The sequence below is a fragment of the Pandoraea communis genome, from assembly GCF_902459745.1.
GTDB classification, from domain to species: domain Bacteria; phylum Pseudomonadota; class Gammaproteobacteria; order Burkholderiales; family Burkholderiaceae; genus Pandoraea; species Pandoraea communis.
On sequence record NZ_CABPSJ010000005.1, the window covers coordinates 148,457 to 166,350 of the forward strand.

Genomic DNA, 17,894 nt, shown 5'->3' on the forward strand with positions numbered 1-17,894 from the left:
AAGGGAAGGGGTTGCGGTGCCGTTTTCGCGGACAGACGTGGCATACTCCCGAACTTCCGGCGCTGTCGCCTGACTCGCGGCGTGAGCTTATTTCACGGGCATGCGGGGGCGAGGCGGCGGCCCACCTGCTTTCGATTCGACCATGCCATTGCAGCGCTTCATTGCCCGCCGTCTAGGCGCCCTTACCGAGCCGAGCACCCGCATTCCTTATGCGTGGGTGTATCACGAGCCCGACGTCTTCATGCAACGCACGTCGTCGTTGAGCGTTGCCAAAAAATATCTGCACCGGCGCTTGCGTCTCGCGATAAGCGGGCAGTCGAATCGAGAAGTGCGTCATGTGGCGCCGAATGCGCGGGTGTTGTGGATCTATGGCGGCAAGGCGTCGGTGGGCGATGCCGTGATGGACATGTCAGGCCGGGCGCTGTTGCGTGGACGTGAGGGGCCTGTCGATCTGCTGATTACGCCGGGGCTGAAGGCGTTGTTCGAGGGTGACGATATCTTCCGTCACGTCTACGACGATCCCGCGAGCGTGAATCCGGGCGAATACGACGTCATCGTATTGCAGGAATTCAACTATCCGACTCTGCGGCTGAAGCGAAAATTCTTCCCGTCGCTGCCCTTTGCCTGCTTGTTCCGCTTCTTCCACGGCCCGGATCGTAATCAGACACAGTTCAGCTTTGCGGCCGTCAACGATGTCTTCTCGTTGGGGCTGGCGTCCGACGACTTGTTTGCGCGTGCAAAGCCGTATCTGCGCAGGGAGTCGGAGTTACCGGAGGCTGTGGCGCAGCAACTGCCGGCGGGGCCGTTTCTGGTGCTTGCGATGGGGGGTGTGGAGCCGCGCCGCACATATGCGCAATGGCGCGAGTTCTTGCAGGCATACGACATAGCGTACCAACCGGGGATGCCGGCGGGCATCGTGTTGTTGGGATCGGGCAATGGTGCTGAGGCGGCGAAGGCGTTGATGACGGCGAAATTCGTCAATCTGCAATTGGCGTCGTACGTGGGTCAGTTGACGTTGCGTGAAGCGAAGCGAGTGATTGCAAACGCTGCACTTTTCGTGGGTGCCGATGGTGGTTTGATGCATGTGGCGCACACGACATCCACGCCGAGCGTGACGCTCTTTGCGAAGGCTGAACCCCCCTATTTGCGACTGACGCCGCAGTGTCAATCGGTGCCGTTGCAGACAGATTCAGACGTGAGTGCGGTGGATCCGGAGGAGTTGGCGGAGACGGTCGTTGCCACCTTGGCATCGGTGCCGCTGCGCTAGCGTTAGGGGGGAGAACGGGGAAAGAGACGGATCGGGGCCCCTTTCCGAATCGAGTTGGGTTTATGTCTGAGAGGCGGAAAGGGGGCCCGGTCCGTCGGAGAGGTACTCTGGGCGGGGTGCAGCAACGGGTCGGCCGATCAAGCCGACCCGGGGTGCAGGGCAAGGGGCCTGTCGATTTAGAACGCGGCGCTATAGATAGCGAAAGCGTCTGCCTCGGTGACTTCACGCGGGTTATTCACGAGAAGGCGCGTCTGGCGCATGGCGTCGCTGGCCATGCGGGCGATGTCGTCTTGCTTGACGCCAACTTCCCGCAGGGTACGGGGAATCGCGGTATCGACGATGAGTTGCTCGATGTGTTGAATGAGCGCGTTGGTTTTTGCCTCATCGCTGCCGGAGATCTTGGCGGGAAGGATGACATCGGCTAGCTCGGCGTAGTGCTTGCTCGCGGCAGGGGCATTGAAGCGCATGACATGCGAGAGCACGAGGGCGTTAGAGAGGCCGTGGGCGACGTGGAAGATGCCACCGATCGGGTAGGCGAGGGCGTGAACGGCGGCGACGGGCGAGTTTGCGAAAGCTTGTCCGGCGAACATGGCGCCGAGCAGCATAGCTTCGCGGGCCTCGCGGTGGTTGCCGTCGTTGCAGGCGGGCAGCAGATTGCGCGAGAGCAATTCGAGGGCTTTCACGGCGAGCGTGTCTGAAATCGGGTTCTTCAGATGCGCGGACGTATAGGCTTCGATGGCGTGCACCATCGCGTCGATACCCGTTGCGGCGGTGGCGACGCGTGGCAGACCGAGCGTGAGTTCCGCATCGAGAATTGCGAGGTCTGCGTAAAGTTGCGGCGCTACGACACCCATCTTCGTCGTTTCGCCGGTTGTCACGATCGACACGGCGGTCACTTCCGAGCCCGTACCGGCGGTCGTCGGCATTTGCACCAGCGGCAGGCGTGTGCCGGTGACATTCTTGACGCCGTACATTTCTTTGATCGACTGCGTGCCGGGCAGCAGTACGGCGAGTAGCTTGGCTACGTCCATCGACGAGCCGCCGCCCAGCCCCAGCACGATCTCTGCGTCGGCGGCGCGGGCGCGTTCGGCGGCTTCCAGCACCACATGCTCAGGCGGGTCGGCGATTACGTCGTCGATCACCGAGACCTGCCAGTCGTGCTTGGCGAGATCTGCCAGCGCCGGGGCCAGCAGACCGCTCTTGTGCAAAAAGCCGTCCGTCACCACGCACAGGCGTTTGCCCGCCGGATACTGCTCGCGCAACAGCGCGCCCAGACGGCGTGCTGCACCAAATTCCACGACGACCGTTGGAACCGTCTGGAAACGAAAAGCGTTCATCATCGTTTTCCTCTTGAGACCTTCTCAGATTGACGCGACCATCTGGCCGCGATCGATTCGGTAGACGCTATCGAGCACCGCGCCTGCGTGTTGCAGATCTGCGCCCGACAGAATCACCGCGAGACCGGCGCCGCGCATCTGGCCGATCACCTCGGCAATGCGCTTCGAGAGCGCCGGGGCCACGCCCTCGAACGGTTCGTCGAGCATCAGCAGACGCGAACTGGTCATGAGCGCGCGTCCGACAGCCACCAGTTTCTGCTGGCCTCCCGACAATTGCAAGGCACGGCGCGGCGCCCACTCCCGGGCTTCCGGAATGATGCGGTAAACCTTGTCCAGACGTTCCTGCACGTCCTTCGCCTTCAGTGCCCAGGCGGGCACACACAGGTTTTCCTCCACCGTCATGTCCGGAATCAGACGGCGATCTTCCGGGGCGTAGCCGATACCCAGCGACGTGCGCTCGTGCGGCGGCGCCTTCACCAGATCCACGCCGTCGAACGTCAGCGTGCCGCCGTTCGGCTTCACCAGTCCCATGATCGCGCGCAACGTCGTCGTCTTGCCCGCACCGTTGCGGCCGATCAGACCGACAATCGCGCCCTTCGGCACCGAGAACTGCACCCCGCGCAGAATGTCCGTCGCGCCGAAGCGCACATTCAGATTTCCGACCTCAAGCATGGGCCACCTCGCTTGCCACATTCCCGGCGCCCGGCACCGCAGCCACCGTCTCGCCAATGATCAACTCGCGCACCTGGGCGTTGGCCAGTACCACATCGGCCGTGCCGTCCGCCAGAATACGGCCGTCGCAAAACGCCAGCACCCGATCGCTGTAGCGGCGCACGATTTCCATATCGTGCTCCACGAAAAGCACCGTAATGCCCAGCGCGCGTGCTGCATCCAGCACACGATTCATCACGTCGAACTTCTCTTCCGCCGCCACGCCCGAAGTCGGCTCGTCGAGCAACAACACTTCCGGCTTGCAGACCATCGCCAGCGCAATATCCAGCAGCTTGCGCACGCCCTCGGGCAACGTGCCCGACATCATGTCCGCGAACTCCAGCACGCCAAGACGCGCCAGACTCTCGTTCGCCAGCTCGGCCGATAGCCCCGAAATCGCCAGCGCGATCTCGATGTTCTCGCGCGCCGTCTGCGAGCCGAAGAGCTGCGGAATCTGGAACGAACGTGCAATGCCAAGACGCGTAATCTTGCGCGGTGCGAGCCCCGTGATGCGCTTGCCGCGGAACACGATCTCCCCGCGATCCGGCTTGATATAGCCCGTGAGCATGTTCACGAACGTCGTCTTGCCCGCACCGTTCGTGCCGATCAGCCCTACCACGCTTTGCGCGTCGATATTGACCGTAATGTCCTTCGCCGGCGAGACACTGCCGAACGTCTTGTACAGGCCCGTGGCCTCAATGATGTGTTTCGATGCCATCTCGTGCCCCTTCATGCGGCGTCGCCCGAAGCGGTCGCCGTCGTCGTTGCCGTCTGCGTGACCGGATGCACAGCCCCCCGCTTGCGACGCACCAGCCCCAGACTCGTCAGCCCGCCCGGCAGGAACGCAATGATCGCCAGCATGATCGCGCCCATTACGATCTGCCACGTGTTCGGTGCGTAGCGATACGCCATCGCGCGCGCCACTTCCAGCAACAACGCACCGATGAACGGCGAGAAGGCGAAGCGCGTGCCCGAGAGCACCGCGATGAAAACGAACTCACCCGAGGTCGTCCAGAACGCCATGTCCGGATCGATGTGACCGATGTTGAACGCCTGCAACGCGCCGCCCAGACCCGCAAGGGCGCCGGCAATCACATACGTCAGATGAATGTTCGCGCGCGCCGACGTACCCAGATACTCCACGCGGATCTCGTTGTCCTTGATCGCGGGGCCGAGACGGCCCGGCGTCGAGCGCATATACAGCGCAACCGCCATCACACAGACAATCGCCGCGATGAAACCCACCGCGAACAGATTTGTGCCCGTGAGCTGCCACGGCTCAGCGCTGCTGCCCAGTGTCGGAGCGTTCACGTTGAAGCCGTCGCTGCCGCCGAGTTCCACGTTATTGAGCAACAGGCCGTAGCAGATCATCGACAGCGCCAGCGTGAGCATCGCGAAGAAAATGTCGCGGTAGCGTGCCAGCAGGAAACCCAGCACCAGTGCGAGAACGGCCGAGACGATCATCGAGATCGCCAGCAGCGAGAACAGCGCCGTCAGCCCGTAATAGTTCATGCCGAGGCCCACGCAGTACGCGCCGACTGCGAAGAACAACGCCTGCCCGAACGAGGCCAGCCCCGTGCGCAGCAACAGCGCCAGTCCCAACGCGACGATACCCTTCGACAGTGCCACCGACACTAGAAACTGCCATTGCGGCAGCGCCAGACCTGCCGCACCGATGGCGGCGAAACCGATCACTGCGAGCCACGTGCCGGGCGCGCGCAGGTGAGAACAGATTGCGGAACTCATATCTTGCGAGCCTCCATCGGAGCGAAGATGCCTTTCGGACGCACAGCCAGCACCAGCGCCATGACGATGTAAATCGAGAACAGCTCGCCTTGCGGCCAGTAATGCACCGCACTCGCGCGCACCAGACCCACGAGCAGCGCGCCAAACGCCGCGCCGGGCAGCGAGCCGAGCCCGCCGATCACCACCACCGCAAAAGTGAGCACCACGATCTCGACCCCCATGCCCGGCGCCACCGACACCGTCGGCGCTGTCAGCGCACCGCCAATGGCGGCCAGCACGGCGCCGGCCATGAACGTCACCACGAAATAGCGGCTCACGCGAATGCCCATCGCCTGACTGACCTCACGATCGTGAATCACCGCGCGCAGCAAACGGCCGCTGCGCGTGAACTTCAGGAACGACGTGAGGCCGATACCGGCCACGAGCGCCACGCCCACGATCAGGAAGTTGTAATTCGGGTACGAAAGATCGCCCAGATCGAAATTGCCGAGGAAGCTGTACGGCTCCGACACCGTGTATGGGTCCACGCCCCATACCAGCTTGATCGCGTCTTCCATGATCAGGAAGAGCGCATAGGTCACCAGCAGCAGCACCACGGGGTCTTGCCCATAGAAACGCTTCAGCACCCCGCGCTCCATGATGAAACCGATGGCTCCGCCCGCGACAATGGCCGCCAGCACGAGCAACAGATAGCTCACGTAAAGGTTGCCGCCCTGGGCAACCCACGGGCCGATCAACGTCACGCCAGCGTACGCACCCAACGCGTACAGGCTGCCGTGCGCCATGTTCAAGATTTTGAGCACGCCGTAGACGAGGGTCAGTCCCAGGGCAACCAGGAACAGCCACGCGGCGTACATCACCCCGTCCACCAGGACGGCGTAGATCTGCGACATCTCGCATTCTCCTTGGAACGCAAAGCGGCGGGCGGCACACAGTCCGCCACGCCCGCTTTGCGGGTACGACTCAAGGTCGTTGCAGCTTTATTGCGCGGAAGACTCGTGAGTCCTCCTGAACGAGACGCCTCAGTGCTTCAGGCCGCCCTTGATCCAATCGGCCGACTTCACGCCCTCGGGCGGCGTGACTTCCGCGATCGAATACTGCTTCACGTCGGTCACGGTGACCTTACCGTTCACGTTTTTCACAATGCCGAACGCCGTGCCCTGCGCTGCCTGATGCCCCTTGCCCAGCGTCAGGCCGATCTTGCCGGCCGGTGCGTCGAACGCGAGGTGCTCGAACGAAGCGATAACCTGCTCGGGCGTGGGCTGCTTGCCGCCATTGGCCGCCTGCGCCTTCTCATAAGCCGCCTTGAGCGCGAGGATGCTCTGGTTCATCTTGTACGACGGGTAGCTCGGCGTATCGTTGAACTTCGCGCTGTAAGCGGTGCGCAGCCAACGGTTCAGTGCGTTGTCGGGCGCGAACATGCCGTACATGCCGCGTGCACCGATGATCACGCCGTCCGGCAGACGCGTCTTGCCGTGCGTGGCCGTCTCGCCTGCGGTGAGCACTGTCAGCGACTTCTTGAACAGATCGCGCGGACCGGCCTGTACCACGAGGCCTTCCAGATCGCCGCCCCAGAAGCTCGAATGCAGCACGTCCGGGTGCGCGGACAACAGGCTCGAAATACCAGCGTTGTACTGGCCGGCGCCCAACTGCGGCATTTGCGAGCTGACAGCCTTCGCGTTCGGCTTAAGCGCCTTCAGCGTGCCTTCGAAGTCGGCCCAGGCGTCCTGACCCCAGGCGTAGTTCTGATTGATGCCGGCGTACGTTTGCAGATCCGGCTTGCGCTCGGCAACGTAGCGGGCTGCGCCTACGTTGTCCATCGTGGCCGTGGCGACTGGGCGGAAGACGTACTTGAAGCTGGCGTCTTCGAACACGCGCGGCGTGCCGCAATCGAAGAGCAGCGTGACCTTCTTCAGTTCTTCTGCGACCGGTGCGATGGCCAGGCAGTTGCCCGACGACGTGTAGCCCACCACATAGTCCACGCCCTGATTCAGCAGGTTGCGGTATTCGCTCACTTGCTTGCTCGTGCTGCCCGCTTCGTCGATGTAGACGAGTTCGATCGGTGCGCCGCCGAAGCCCTTCGTGGCGTACGGGGCCGGCACCTTGCCGGCGTTGAGTTCGGCTGCCGTGATTTCGGCGGCGTTCTTGGCGGGCACGCCGAACGGACCTGCGGCGGCGCCCGACATGAACGTCACGATGCCGATCTTGATCGGCTTCGCGGCCGTTGACGTCTGCGCTTGCGCCGTCGTGGCAACCGAGGCGATGGCGGCGCCGGCCGCGAGTGCGAGAGCGAGCGGCTTCATGCCGCGCTGGATAACGCGCTTCATACTGGTTTCCTTTGGTGGTGTTGCGACTTGTCTGTCGATTTATGAACTTGCGGAGTTCTGATGCTCCGGCGCTTCGGTGCGATGGCGGGGCCTGTTTCCAGGCCCATCCATCACACTTGCAGACACAGGTACTTCAGTTCGAGGTATTCCTCGATGCCGTAGTGCGAGCCCTCGCGGCCCACGCCCGATTGCTTGATGCCGCCGAACGGGGCGACTTCATTTGAGATCAAGCCGGTGTTCAGGCCGACCATGCCGTACTCCAGCGCTTCGGCCGTGCGCCATGCGCGCGAGATGTCACGTGTGTACAGATACGCCGCGAGACCGAATTCCGTGTCGTTCGCGAGTGCGACGGCTTCGGCGTCGGCCGTGAAGCGGAACAAGGGCGCTACCGGGCCGAAGATTTCTTCGCGTGCCACGCGCATTTGCGACGTTGCGTCGGCAATCACCGTCGGTGCGTAGTAGGTGCCGCCCAGCGCATGCGCTTCGCCGCCCACCAGCACACGGCCGCCGCGCGACTTGGCGTCTTCCACAAGCGTGACCACCTTTTCCACCGCCTTGCCTTCGATCAGCGGGCCGATCAGCACACCGTCTTCCAGACCGTTGCCGACCTTCATGTCGGCCACGCGCTGCGCGAACTTCGCGGCGAACGCATCATAGACGCCGTCCTGAATATAGAAACGGTTCGCGCACACGCACGTCTGGCCGCCATTGCGGTACTTCGCCGCGATCGCCCCTTCGACGGCGGCGTCGAGGTCCGCATCGTCGAACACGATGAACGGTGCGTTGCCACCCAGCTCCAGCGACATGCGCTTGACGGTCGGTGCGCACTGCGCCATGAGCAGGCGGCCCACGCCGGTCGACCCCGTGAACGACAACTTACGCACGCTCGGGTGCGAAGTGAGCACGCCACCCACGGCACGCGCGTCACCCGTCACGACCTGAAACACGCCGCCCGGAATGCCGGCGCGGTGTGCCAGTTCGGCTAGCGCAAAGGCGGAGAGCGGCGTGAGTTCGGAAGGCTTGACCACGATGGCGCAGCCGGCGGCCAGTGCCGGGGCGACCTTGCGTGTGATCATCGCCGCGGGGAAATTCCACGGCGTGATGGCCGCGCACACGCCAACGGGCTGCCTGAGCGTGACGAGGCGCTTGTCCGAGGCGGGCGTGGCGAGCACATCGCCATCCACGCGTTTGGCTTGCTCTGCGAACCACTCGACGAAGCTGGCGGCATAGGCGATCTCGCCGCGCGACTCGGCGAGCGGCTTGCCTTGCTCACGCGTCATCAGATACGCCAGATCCTCCGTGTGGGCGATCATCAGATCGAACCAGCGGCGCAGCACAGCGGCACGTTCCTTGCCGGTACGGGCAGCCCACGGCTTTTGTGCGGCTTCGGCCGCCACCACGGCACGCGTGGTTTCCTCGGCGCCAAGTTCCGGCACCTTGGCCAGCACCTCGCCCGTGGCCGGGTCCAGCACGTCGAACGTCTTGCCGCTGTCGGCCGCGATCCATTGACCGTCGACCCAGGCGAGTGTCTTGAAGAGGGTAGTGTCTTTGAGTTGCATGGCTGTTGACCGGGCTCGCCGGCTTTTCCTGTTGGCGAAACGGCGCGCGGCAGTCTCTCGGTTGCTGCTTGCCGTTCTATCTATTGAACGATATTCTATGTATTGAACATGATTCTACGTATTGAACGTTTCGGGGGCAACTAAGGGGTTTTCCTAGGGCGGAATGAGAATGACTTGCCCGTACCATGCTCGCGCGTGGCCCGCCACCCGATCCATCCTCACGATTTCGAAGCCGACACCCCGTTCATGCCCAAGCGCACACTCGACGTACCCGCCAACGCCTCTTCCGACGCCCTTGCCACCGAGCCGATCAAGACCACGGCGCCTGCCGTGGTGCGCGCGGTGCACGTCCTGGATGTGATTGCGGCCTCGTCCGAGCCGGTGGCGCTGGCCGATCTGGCGCGCGAGACGGGGGTGCCCAAGAGCACGTTGCATGGCCTGTGCGATACGCTGGTCAAGCTGCGGCTGGTCAAGCGCCATGCCAATGGCGGCATGACGATGGGCTCTTACGTGATGGGATGGGCGAACGCGTTTCTGACGCAGACCAACATTACCGAGGAATTCCGGGCGGTCTGGGAGGCGTCGCGCGCGTTTGCGCAGGAAACCGTGACACTGTCCGTGCTCGACGGCGCGGAGGTGATCTATCTGGCCTGCCATAACGGCAACCGGCCGCTCGGCGTGACCTTCCGCATTGGCATGCGGCTGCCCGCGCCCTACACCGCGACCGGCAAGGCCATGCTCTCGACACTGCCGCCCGGCGAGGCTGCCGATCTGCTGGCCGGTGTATGGCCTGCGCCGCTTACGCGGGCGAGCGTGAGCACTTATGCGGCGTTGGCCGAGGAAATGGCGCAGGTGCGTCGCGATGGCTATTCGATCGACAACGGGCAGATGCGCGAAGGCATGATCTGCTTCGGTGCACCGGTGTTCGATGCCAGCGGCGAGCGCGCCGTGGCCGGGCTTGCCGTCAGTTTTCTCACAAATGAGATCGATTCGGAGACCGGTCGGCGCATCGGATGCCAGATGCGCGAACTGGCCGATCAACTCTCCGTGCGGCTTGGCGCACCGGCCCGCCGTTAGCGCGTATCCGCGCGCGGTCAGCGTGGCGCCATCTTCCCGTCAGCTGGGTGCTGATTGACCGACAGCGTGGTGCAGCCATTGGATTGTTATCTTTGGCGGAACAGTCATGTCCAGTTATGCGGGCTATTCCCTAGGGGTTATCACTGGCATTATTTGGACTTGACTGATGTCCAGACAAGCCAGAGGAAGCGTAGGGAAGCGCGATCCCGGCGGTGCCATGGGGCGGACATCCATTCGGGAAGCACTACGCCATGTCCAATATCGCAATCGTGTACTACTCGCAAGGCGGCGCAACCGCCATGATTGCCCATTCCGTCGCGCAAGGCGTGAACGACGCCGGCGCACACGCACAATTGCTCAGTATCGAGCCGCACCAACTCGTCGACGGGCAATGGCACGACGAAGCCATGCTCGCGCGTCTGGCGGCCGCCGACGCCATCATTTTCGGTGCTCCGGCCTATCAGGGCGGTATCGCCGCCCCGTTCAAGGCATTTGCCGACGCAACGACCGGCCTGTGGCGGGCACCCAGTTGGCGCGACAAGGTCGCTGGCGGATTCTCGTTCAGTTGCCGTTCGTCCGATGACAAGCGCAATACCCTCGACTACTTCGCGGCGCTTGCCGTGCAGCAGGGCATGGTGTGGGCCGATGTCGACGCATCCGGCATTGCACCGGGCGCATCCGCCGGCAAGCGTCACGCCAGCGATTTTCCGGCCGTCACGGCGTCGGGCATGGAAGTCGACGCCGCCTATGCACTCGATCCGGCGGATGTGATCGCCGGCAAGCAGTACGGCCGCAACGTCGCGGCGCTCGTCGCCCGTCTCGCGGGTGAGGTCCTCGAATCGCCCGCCGTGCTTGCGCGTCGCGCGCGCGAAGCGGCCGAGCGCCGTCTCTGAGCCAGGGTTGATTCGGCAAGACGCGTGAGCGGCAGGCGGGCCCGCGAAAGCTCGCTAGAGACGAATCGCAGTACCAATGAAAAAGGCGTGGCGCCGGATAGGGTGCCCACGCCTTTTTGTTTTGGAAGTGCCGGCTCAGTTGCTCGGCGCGTCGCTCGCCGGTTCGGCGTGGATTTGCAGGACGGCGTCGCGCTTGGCCAGCAGGTGCTTGCGCAGGATCTCGCCGAGGCGTTTGCCATCGTGCTTTTCCAGCGCATCGATCATCTGCTCGTGCTCTGCAATAGCGCGGTCCCACTTGTCCGCATGGAAGTTCGAGCGAAAGCGCAGCGCCATGAGACGACGATTGATCGACACATAAGTTTGGCGCAACGCCCCGTTGCGCGCCGCTTCATTGATGCGATCGTGAATGGCCTGATTGCGCGCGTAATAGCCCGGCAGGTCCTGTTGCGCGCGGCACGCGAGCATTGCGTAATGCAACGCTTTGATTTCCGCCAGCTCGATGGGCGTCATGCGCTCGGCAGCCAACTCGCCTGAAAATGCCTCGAGCCCACTCATCAACTCGAACATCTCCCGGATTTCCTTTTCCGTCATGCGGGCGACGCTCGCCCCGCGATTTGGCGCAATCTCGATAAGACCCTCGGCGGCAAGCACTTTGAAGGCTTCGCGCAGCGGGGTGCGCGAGATGCCGAGGGTTTCGCACAACTCGCGTTCGTTGAGTTTGACACCGGGTGAGAGAACCCCCTCGATGATGAGCTTGCGCAGATGCTCGACCACCGTGTCGTGCAAACGCAAGCGCTCCACGCGCGGAATGTCTGGGGCGGCAATCGTCGACGTGTTTTCCATTTTTTGCATTCAAAATCATCAAGCCTTCATGTCCGCGATTGTAACGTACGGTGTCAGGCACCCGTATCTCTAGGGTAAACGCCTGTATTGAAAGCGCTTCTCACCTATTGCGAAAGTCCTCGGCTCTGCTAAAGTATTTTGAATGCAAAATTCAAAAGAGAATTTTTGAACAGGAGAGAGACGTTCATGCTGAAGCTCGATTTCCACCCCTCGGGTCGCCACTTCCTGCAAATCCCTGGCCCCAGCCCGGTGCCCGATCGCATTCTGCGCGCCATGAGTTACCCGACGATCGATCACCGTGGCCCGGAATTTGGCGCGCTCGGTCGCAAGGTACTGGCCGACATCAAGAAGATCTTCAAGACGGAGCAGCCGGTGGTGATCTATCCGGCCTCGGGCACGGGGGCATGGGAAGCTGCGCTGACGAACACACTCTCGCCCGGCGATCACGTGCTCATGTTCGAGACGGGACACTTCTCCACGCTTTGGAAGAAGATGGCCGAGAACCTTGGCCTGAAGCCGGAGTTCATCGGCTTGCCGGGCACCGACGGTTGGCGTCGCGGCGTTCAGCCGGACATGATCGAAGCGCGCCTGCGCGCCGACACCGCGCATGACATCAAGGCCGTGTGCGTGGTTCACAACGAAACCTCGACCGGCGTGACCTCGGATATCGCGGCGGTGCGTCGCGCCATCGACGCTGCCGGGCATCCCGCGCTGCTGCTCGTCGACACGATCTCGGGCCTCGGCTCGGCCGATTACCGTCATGACGAATGGGGCGTGGACGTTACCGTTTCGGGGTCGCAGAAGGGCCTGATGCTGCCGCCGGGAATGAGCTTCAACGCGGTCTCGCCCAAGGCGCTCGACGCCGGCCGCAGCGCCAAACTGCCGCGCGCTTTCTGGGGCTGGCAGGAAATCATCGAAGCGAACAAGAACGGCTACTGGCCGTACACGCCGAACACGAACCTGTTGTACGGCCTGTCCGAGGCGCTCGACATGATTCTCGAAGAGGGGCTGGACAACGTGTTCGCGCGCCACCAGCGTCTGGCCGAAGCCACGCGCCGCGCCGTGCGCGCTTGGGGCCTCGAGATCCAGTGTCAGGACCCGGCGGTGTACAGCCCGGTGCTCACCGGTGTGGTCATGCCGCAAGGCGTGGATGCGGACGAAGTGCGCAAGCGTATCTACGAACGCTTCGACATGTCGCTGGGTCAGGCGCTCGGAAAGATTCGCGGCACGATGTTCCGCATCGGCCATCTGGGCGACTGTAACGACCTCACGCTCATGGCAACGCTCGCGGGGTGCGAAATGGGTCTGCAGATTTCCGGCGTCAAACTCGCCGGTTCGGGTGTCGTTGCCGCGATGGACTATCTGGCACAGGCAAAAGACACGCCGTCGCTCAAGGCCGCTGCCTGACGAGCCGTTAGTTATCCTTAACAGGAGACGAAGGGCGCCGCCGCCGTTGCCGGTGCCCTTGCAGTGAACGCTTTACTTGTCATTCAGGCGGTAATGGACCCCACCACAGAAGGGCTCGTGCCGCAGCAACACCTTTTGCGCCATCTGCAGGCAGGGGCGCTTCACAGGATGTTTCAGGAGACATGCAATGAAGCTTTTCAGAGCGACACGGGTCGTGCTGGTGATGCTATGCGTCATGTACTTCATCACTTATCTCGATCGTGTCAACGTCAGTACGGCTGCCGCCGGCTTCGGCAAGGAATTCAATCTCAACAAGACCGAAATCGGTCTCGTCTTCTCCGCTTTCGCTTATCCCTATCTGGTTTTTCAGATCATCGGCGGCTGGGTGAGCGACCGCTTCGGTGCGAAGCGTACGCTGCTCTTTTGCGGTGCGTTGTGGGCCGTTGCGACGATTCTCACCGGCATGGCGGGCGGTCTCGTCACACTGTTGCTGGCACGCCTGCTGCTGGGTCTTGGTGAGGGCGCAACGTTTCCGGCGGCAACGTCGGCCATGTCCCGTTGGATCCCCAAAGAAAAGCGCGGTTTCGCTCAGGGCATCACGCACGCGGCGTCGCGCATCGGCAATGCCGTTGCCCCGGCCGTGGTGGTGTTCATCATGACGACGCACGGCTGGCGCGAATCGTTCTATCTGTGCGGGATCGTGAGTCTGGTCTGGGTGGTGCTTTGGGGGCTCACGTTCACGGAGCGTCCGCAAGATCATCCGCGCATCACGACCGAAGAACTCGCCGTGCTGCCTGCCCTGAAGGCAAAGAGTGCGTCGGTGCCGTGGGGGCCGCTGTTCAAGCGCATGATGCCGGTCACGATCGTGTACTTCTGCTACGGCTGGACGTTGTGGCTCTTCCTGTCGTGGATTCCGCAATACTTCCTGCACAGCTACGACCTCGACCTGAAGAAGTCGGCGCTGTTCGCATCGAGCGTGTTCTTCGCCGGTGTGATCGGCGATACGCTCGGCGGGATCGTCACGGACAAGTTGTACGAGCGCACCGGCAACCTGAAGCGCGCACGTAGCTGGATGGTGTCCGTGTGCATGCTGCTCACGCTGATCTCGCTCGTGCCGATGATGTTCACGCACCATCTGTACGTGTCGATGGCATGTCTGGCGTCCGGCTTCTTCTTCGCCGAAATGACGATTGGCCCGATGTGGGCGATCCCGATGGACGTCGCCCCGGAATACTCGGGCACGGCCAGTGGCATGATGAACACCGGTTCGGCGCTGGCCGCGATCCTCTCGCCGGTGATTTCGGGCTATCTCATCGACCGCACGGGTAACTGGGAACTGCCGTTCGTGGGCAGCATGATCTTGATGGCCCTCGGTGTGGTGCTGGCTTTCCGCATGCAGCCCGAGAGCAAGTTTTCGATGGCCGGCGATGCCGCCAAAGCGAGCAACGCGCGCCAGCCGGCCTGATGGGCGTGCGATGTCCATGTGATGTGCGCCTGATCGTCGCGCGTGCCGGAGGCTCGGCGCGCGCGGCATCGGGCGGCATCGGCGACATCTCCTGCAAAACGTCAGCCGGACACGCTCTACCTTTACGTTCGCCATATCTTCTGCCCGCCCGGGCGGGCCCGCGCAACGGCCCTGTCAGCTCAACGCCAGCAACGTCATGAATGCCCAATCAAACGCCCGCGAGACTTCCCACGCCGATCCCGTCGCCCAGCCCGTGCATCTGATGCCGATGCAGCGTGCCGGCGTGGCCCTCACGCCCTTGCAGGATCGTCTGCGTCGAGAGATGCGTGGCGATGTGTGCTTTGATCGCGCGAGTCGTGGCCGATATGCGACTGATGCCTCGATCTACCAGATATTCCCGATCGGCGTGGTAGTGCCGCGCGATCAGGAGGACCTGATTCGCGCCCTCGACATCGCACGTGACCAACAGGTGCCGGTGCTCGCACGCGGCGCGGGCACGAGCCAATGCGGCCAGACCATTGGCGAGGCGCTGGTCATCGACAACAGCAAGTGGCTCAACCGCGTGGTGGCGTTCGACGCCGAGGCGCGCACCGTCACCGTCGAGCCGGGCATCGTGCTCGATCACCTGAACGCGTGGCTCAAGCCGCACGGACTGTGGTTCCCGGTGGACGTATCGACAGCGGCGCAATGCACCATCGGCGGCATGACGGGCAACAACTCGTGCGGTTCGCGCTCGCTCGAGTACGGCAACATGGTGCACAACGTACTCTCCATCGATGCGGTGCTGGCCGATGGCGCGCAATTGCACTTCGGTTCGCTGCGCACGCCGCCCACCGACGCTCGCATGCGGGCGATTCTCGAGCGCGTTCACGAGATTGCCGTGCGTGAGCGTGACGAACTGCGTGAGCGCGTGCCGCGCGTGCTGCGACGCGTGGCGGGCTACAACCTCGATTTGTTCGACTGCCTCAATCCGCGGGCGTACACACACGACGGTGTGGCCAATCTGTCGCATTTGCTGGTCGGCTCGGAAGGCACGCTCGCGTATAGCCGTCAGATCACGCTCAGGCTGGCGCCGCTACCCGTGCACAAGACGCTCGGTGTGGTGAACTTCCCCACGTTCTATCAGGCGATGGATCTCGCGCAGCACATCGTCAGGCTGGGGCCGGTCGCGGTGGAACTGGTCGATCGCACGATGATCGATCTGGCGATGGACAACCCGGCGTTCCGCCCGGTGATCGAGACGGCGCTCGCTGGCGATCCGCAAGCGATTCTGCTCGTGGAGTTCGCGGGCGACGACGCTAACGCGCTGCGCGCGAAGCTCGACGATCTCGCCTCGCTGATGGGGGATCTCGGACTGCCCGGCAGCGTGGTGAAGATGCCCGAAGCGGGGCCACAGAAGGCGCTGTGGGAAGTGCGCAAGGCGGGCTTGAACATCATGATGAGCATGAAGGGCGACGGCAAGCCGGTGTCGTTCATCGAAGACTGCGCGGTGCCGCTGGAACATCTTGCGGAGTACACGCGGCGGCTGACCGAAGTGTTCCATCGCAACGGCACGGAGGGTACCTGGTACGCGCACGCGAGTGTGGGCACGCTGCATGTGCGCCCGATTCTGGATATGCGTCGTGACGGGGCGGTGAAGATGCGTGCCATCGCCGAAGAGGCGGCGGCGCTCGTGCGCGAATACAAGGGCGCGTACTCGGGCGAGCACGGCGACGGGCTGTGCCGCGGCGAGTGGGTGGCCTGGCAATACGGGCCGCGCATCAATGCGGCGTTCGGCGAGATCAAGCAACTGTTCGATCCGCAGAACCGTTTCAATCCGGACAAGATGGTGCGTCCGCCGAAGATGGATACGCGCGAGTTGTTCCGCTTCGCGCCGGGCTACGCGGCCAGGCCGATTACCCCCGCGCTCGACTGGACGGCGTGGAACGTGACGCGTGACGCGCTGACTGGCGAGCAGAGCGCGCCCGATACCGGCACCGATGTCACGCACGGCCTCGCGTCGGCCGTCGAGATGTGCAACAACAATGGACATTGCCGCAAGTTCGACGCAGGCACGATGTGCCCGAGCTATCGCGTCACCCGCGATGAACAGCATGTGACGCGCGGACGCGCCAACACGCTGCGTCTCGCCGTGTCCGGACAATTGGGCGACGAAGGGCTCGCGAGCGACGACGTCAAGGCGGCACTCGATCTGTGCGTGTCGTGCAAGGGCTGCAAGCGCGATTGCCCGACGGGCATCGACATGGCGCGCTTCAAGATCGAGGCGCGTCATGCGCGGGCCAAGCGTCACGGCGTATCGTTGCGCGACAAGCTGATCGCCTACCTGCCGCGCTATGCGCCGTGGGCCAGCCGCGTAGGCGGCCTGCTCGATGCTGCGCAGCGTCTGCCGGGCAGCAACGCCGCGAAGCGCTGGCTCGGTCTGGCGCTGGAGCGCTCGGTGCCGGCGTTGAAGCCGTCGTTCCTGGCGCGTCAGGCGCCGCTCGCTGCAACGCCGGTGCCGGAAGCGGCCGGGCAGCGTCAGGTACTGCTCTTCGTCGATACGTTCAACAACTACATGGAGCCGGAGAACGCGCGTGCCGCCAAGCGTGTGCTCGAAGCCGCCGGATATACCGTTCACGTGAACCAGCGCGCGGGCGAGCGTGCGCTGTGCTGTGGGCGCACGTTCCTCGCGGCGGGGCTGGTGGACGAAGCGAAAGCGGAAGCCCGGCGGTTGCTCGACGCCGTGATGCCGTTCGTCGAACGCGGCGTGCCGATTGTGGGGCTGGAGCCGTCGTGCCTGCTGTCGTTGCGCGACGAAGTGCTCGGCTACGGTTTCGGCGATGCGGCCCGCAAGGTGGCGGACAATGCGTTCCTGTTTGAGGAATTTCTGGTTCGTGAGAAGGCGGCAGGGCGTTTCGATGTGGCGTGGCGGGCCTTGCCAGACGGCGTGGGCGAGGCGCTCGTGCACGGGCACTGCCACCAGAAGGCGTTCGATGCCTACTCGGCCGTGACGGCCGTGCTTGGTTGGGTGCCGGGGCTGAAGGTATCATCGATCGAGTCGTCATGCTGCGGCATGGCGGGCAGCTTCGGTTATGAGGCCGAGCACTACGATACCTCTCGCGCCATGTCCGAATTGACGCTGTTGCCGGCGATCCGGAAGCGCAAGGAGAACGCTATCGTTGTGGCCGACGGCACCAGTTGCCGGCATCAGATTCACGATGGTGCGCACACGGATGCGCTTCACGTCGCGTGTGTGCTGGCCCGGGCGCTGCCTGTCTGAATG

At 63.5% G+C, this 17,894-nt stretch carries 14 protein-coding genes; 6 read left to right on the forward strand and 8 right to left on the reverse strand.

Going from position 1 to position 17,894, the window contains the following annotated elements; translation table 11 throughout:
* Window positions 1-142 precede the first annotated feature (142 nt).
* Window positions 143-1,267 (forward strand): glycosyltransferase family 9 protein, encoded by a 1,125-nt coding sequence (locus tag PCO31110_RS18675; RefSeq protein ID WP_174979642.1) that lies wholly within the window; start codon window positions 143-145, stop codon window positions 1,265-1,267.
* 176 nt (window positions 1,268-1,443) lie between these two features.
* Here PCO31110_RS18675 and PCO31110_RS18680 read toward each other — a convergent pair whose 3' ends face one another.
* The 7 genes from PCO31110_RS18680 to PCO31110_RS18710 form a co-directional block, all read right to left on the reverse strand.
* A complete protein-coding gene (locus PCO31110_RS18680; RefSeq protein ID WP_010808557.1) occupies window positions 1,444-2,604 on the reverse strand; it encodes an iron-containing alcohol dehydrogenase in 1,161 nt (386 codons plus the stop codon).
* A gap of 24 nt (window positions 2,605-2,628) precedes the next feature.
* Entirely contained in the window at window positions 2,629-3,276 is a 648-nt protein-coding gene (locus PCO31110_RS18685; protein WP_010808558.1) for an ABC transporter ATP-binding protein, read from the reverse strand.
* On the reverse strand, window positions 3,269-4,033 hold the full coding sequence (locus tag PCO31110_RS18690) for an ABC transporter ATP-binding protein (protein WP_051126198.1): 765 nt from the start codon (window positions 4,031-4,033) through the stop codon (window positions 3,269-3,271). The genes PCO31110_RS18685 and PCO31110_RS18690 overlap by 8 nt, the downstream gene beginning before the upstream one ends.
* 11 nt (window positions 4,034-4,044) lie before the next feature.
* Entirely contained in the window at window positions 4,045-5,061 is a 1,017-nt protein-coding gene (locus PCO31110_RS18695) for a branched-chain amino acid ABC transporter permease (RefSeq protein ID WP_150691124.1), read from the reverse strand.
* Complete coding sequence (locus PCO31110_RS18700; RefSeq protein ID WP_010808561.1) at window positions 5,058-5,954, reverse strand: branched-chain amino acid ABC transporter permease; 897 nt, start codon at window positions 5,952-5,954, stop codon at window positions 5,058-5,060. Before PCO31110_RS18700 ends, PCO31110_RS18695 begins: the two co-directional genes overlap by 4 nt.
* Window positions 5,955-6,083: 129 nt before the next feature.
* Window positions 6,084-7,388 carry an ABC transporter substrate-binding protein gene (locus PCO31110_RS18705; RefSeq protein ID WP_010808562.1) on the reverse strand — a complete coding sequence of 435 codons (1,305 nt, stop codon included), beginning with the start codon at window positions 7,386-7,388 and terminating at the stop codon, window positions 6,084-6,086.
* A gap of 110 nt (window positions 7,389-7,498) precedes the next feature.
* The gene (locus tag PCO31110_RS18710; RefSeq protein WP_010808563.1) at window positions 7,499-8,947 is read right to left on the reverse strand and encodes an NAD-dependent succinate-semialdehyde dehydrogenase; all 1,449 of its coding nucleotides are present in this window, start codon (window positions 8,945-8,947) and stop codon (window positions 7,499-7,501) included.
* A 174-nt stretch (window positions 8,948-9,121) separates the two neighbouring features.
* On the opposite strand from PCO31110_RS18710, the gene PCO31110_RS18715 reads away from it, so the two are divergent.
* Both PCO31110_RS18715 and PCO31110_RS18720 read left to right on the forward strand, forming a co-directional pair.
* Window positions 9,122-10,024: an IclR family transcriptional regulator gene (locus PCO31110_RS18715; RefSeq protein WP_010808564.1), complete on the forward strand. Its 903-nt coding sequence runs from the start codon at window positions 9,122-9,124 to the stop codon at window positions 10,022-10,024.
* A gap of 251 nt (window positions 10,025-10,275) precedes the next feature.
* The gene (locus PCO31110_RS18720) at window positions 10,276-10,917 is read left to right on the forward strand and encodes a flavodoxin family protein (RefSeq protein WP_010808565.1); all 642 of its coding nucleotides are present in this window, start codon (window positions 10,276-10,278) and stop codon (window positions 10,915-10,917) included.
* A 135-nt stretch (window positions 10,918-11,052) separates the two neighbouring features.
* Here the strand turns inward: PCO31110_RS18720 and PCO31110_RS18725 are convergent, their stop codons facing one another.
* Window positions 11,053-11,769 (reverse strand): GntR family transcriptional regulator, encoded by a 717-nt coding sequence (locus PCO31110_RS18725; protein WP_036662075.1) that lies wholly within the window; start codon window positions 11,767-11,769, stop codon window positions 11,053-11,055.
* Between the two features lie 177 nt (window positions 11,770-11,946).
* Between PCO31110_RS18725 and PCO31110_RS18730 the strand changes: the two genes are divergently transcribed.
* The 3 genes from PCO31110_RS18730 (at window position 11,947) to PCO31110_RS18740 (ending at window position 17,891) form a co-directional block, all read left to right on the forward strand.
* Window positions 11,947-13,167: a pyridoxal-phosphate-dependent aminotransferase family protein gene (locus PCO31110_RS18730; RefSeq protein WP_150691125.1), complete on the forward strand. Its 1,221-nt coding sequence runs from the start codon at window positions 11,947-11,949 to the stop codon at window positions 13,165-13,167.
* Window positions 13,168-13,354: 187 nt separating this feature from the next.
* The gene (locus tag PCO31110_RS18735; protein WP_150691126.1) at window positions 13,355-14,632 is read left to right on the forward strand and encodes an MFS transporter; all 1,278 of its coding nucleotides are present in this window, start codon (window positions 13,355-13,357) and stop codon (window positions 14,630-14,632) included.
* Between the two features lie 196 nt (window positions 14,633-14,828).
* On the forward strand, window positions 14,829-17,891 hold the full coding sequence (locus tag PCO31110_RS18740; protein ID WP_150691127.1) for an FAD-binding and (Fe-S)-binding domain-containing protein: 3,063 nt from the start codon (window positions 14,829-14,831) through the stop codon (window positions 17,889-17,891).
* The last annotated feature ends 3 nt before the right edge of the window (window positions 17,892-17,894 follow it).

What these genes read in the sequence shown, in the direction of transcription:
- PCO31110_RS18675 (WP_174979642.1), top strand. Translation starts at nt 143, where the DNA reads ATGCCATTGCAGCGCTTCATTGCCCGCCGTCTAGGCGCCCTTACCGAG.
- PCO31110_RS18680 (WP_010808557.1), bottom strand. Translation starts at nt 2,604, where the DNA reads ATGAACGCTTTTCGTTTCCAGACGGTTCCAACGGTCGTCGTGGAATTT.
- PCO31110_RS18685 (WP_010808558.1), bottom strand. Translation starts at nt 3,276, where the DNA reads ATGCTTGAGGTCGGAAATCTGAATGTGCGCTTCGGCGCGACGGACATT.
- PCO31110_RS18690 (WP_051126198.1), bottom strand. Translation starts at nt 4,033, where the DNA reads ATGGCATCGAAACACATCATTGAGGCCACGGGCCTGTACAAGACGTTC.
- PCO31110_RS18695 (WP_150691124.1), bottom strand. Translation starts at nt 5,061, where the DNA reads ATGAGTTCCGCAATCTGTTCTCACCTGCGCGCGCCCGGCACGTGGCTC.
- PCO31110_RS18700 (WP_010808561.1), bottom strand. Translation starts at nt 5,954, where the DNA reads ATGTCGCAGATCTACGCCGTCCTGGTGGACGGGGTGATGTACGCCGCG.
- PCO31110_RS18705 (WP_010808562.1), bottom strand. Translation starts at nt 7,388, where the DNA reads ATGAAGCGCGTTATCCAGCGCGGCATGAAGCCGCTCGCTCTCGCACTC.
- PCO31110_RS18710 (WP_010808563.1), bottom strand. Translation starts at nt 8,947, where the DNA reads ATGCAACTCAAAGACACTACCCTCTTCAAGACACTCGCCTGGGTCGAC.
- PCO31110_RS18720 (WP_010808565.1), top strand. Translation starts at nt 10,276, where the DNA reads ATGTCCAATATCGCAATCGTGTACTACTCGCAAGGCGGCGCAACCGCC.
- PCO31110_RS18725 (WP_036662075.1), bottom strand. Translation starts at nt 11,769, where the DNA reads ATGCAAAAAATGGAAAACACGTCGACGATTGCCGCCCCAGACATTCCG.
- PCO31110_RS18730 (WP_150691125.1), top strand. Translation starts at nt 11,947, where the DNA reads ATGCTGAAGCTCGATTTCCACCCCTCGGGTCGCCACTTCCTGCAAATC.
- PCO31110_RS18735 (WP_150691126.1), top strand. Translation starts at nt 13,355, where the DNA reads ATGAAGCTTTTCAGAGCGACACGGGTCGTGCTGGTGATGCTATGCGTC.
- PCO31110_RS18740 (WP_150691127.1), top strand. Translation starts at nt 14,829, where the DNA reads ATGAATGCCCAATCAAACGCCCGCGAGACTTCCCACGCCGATCCCGTC.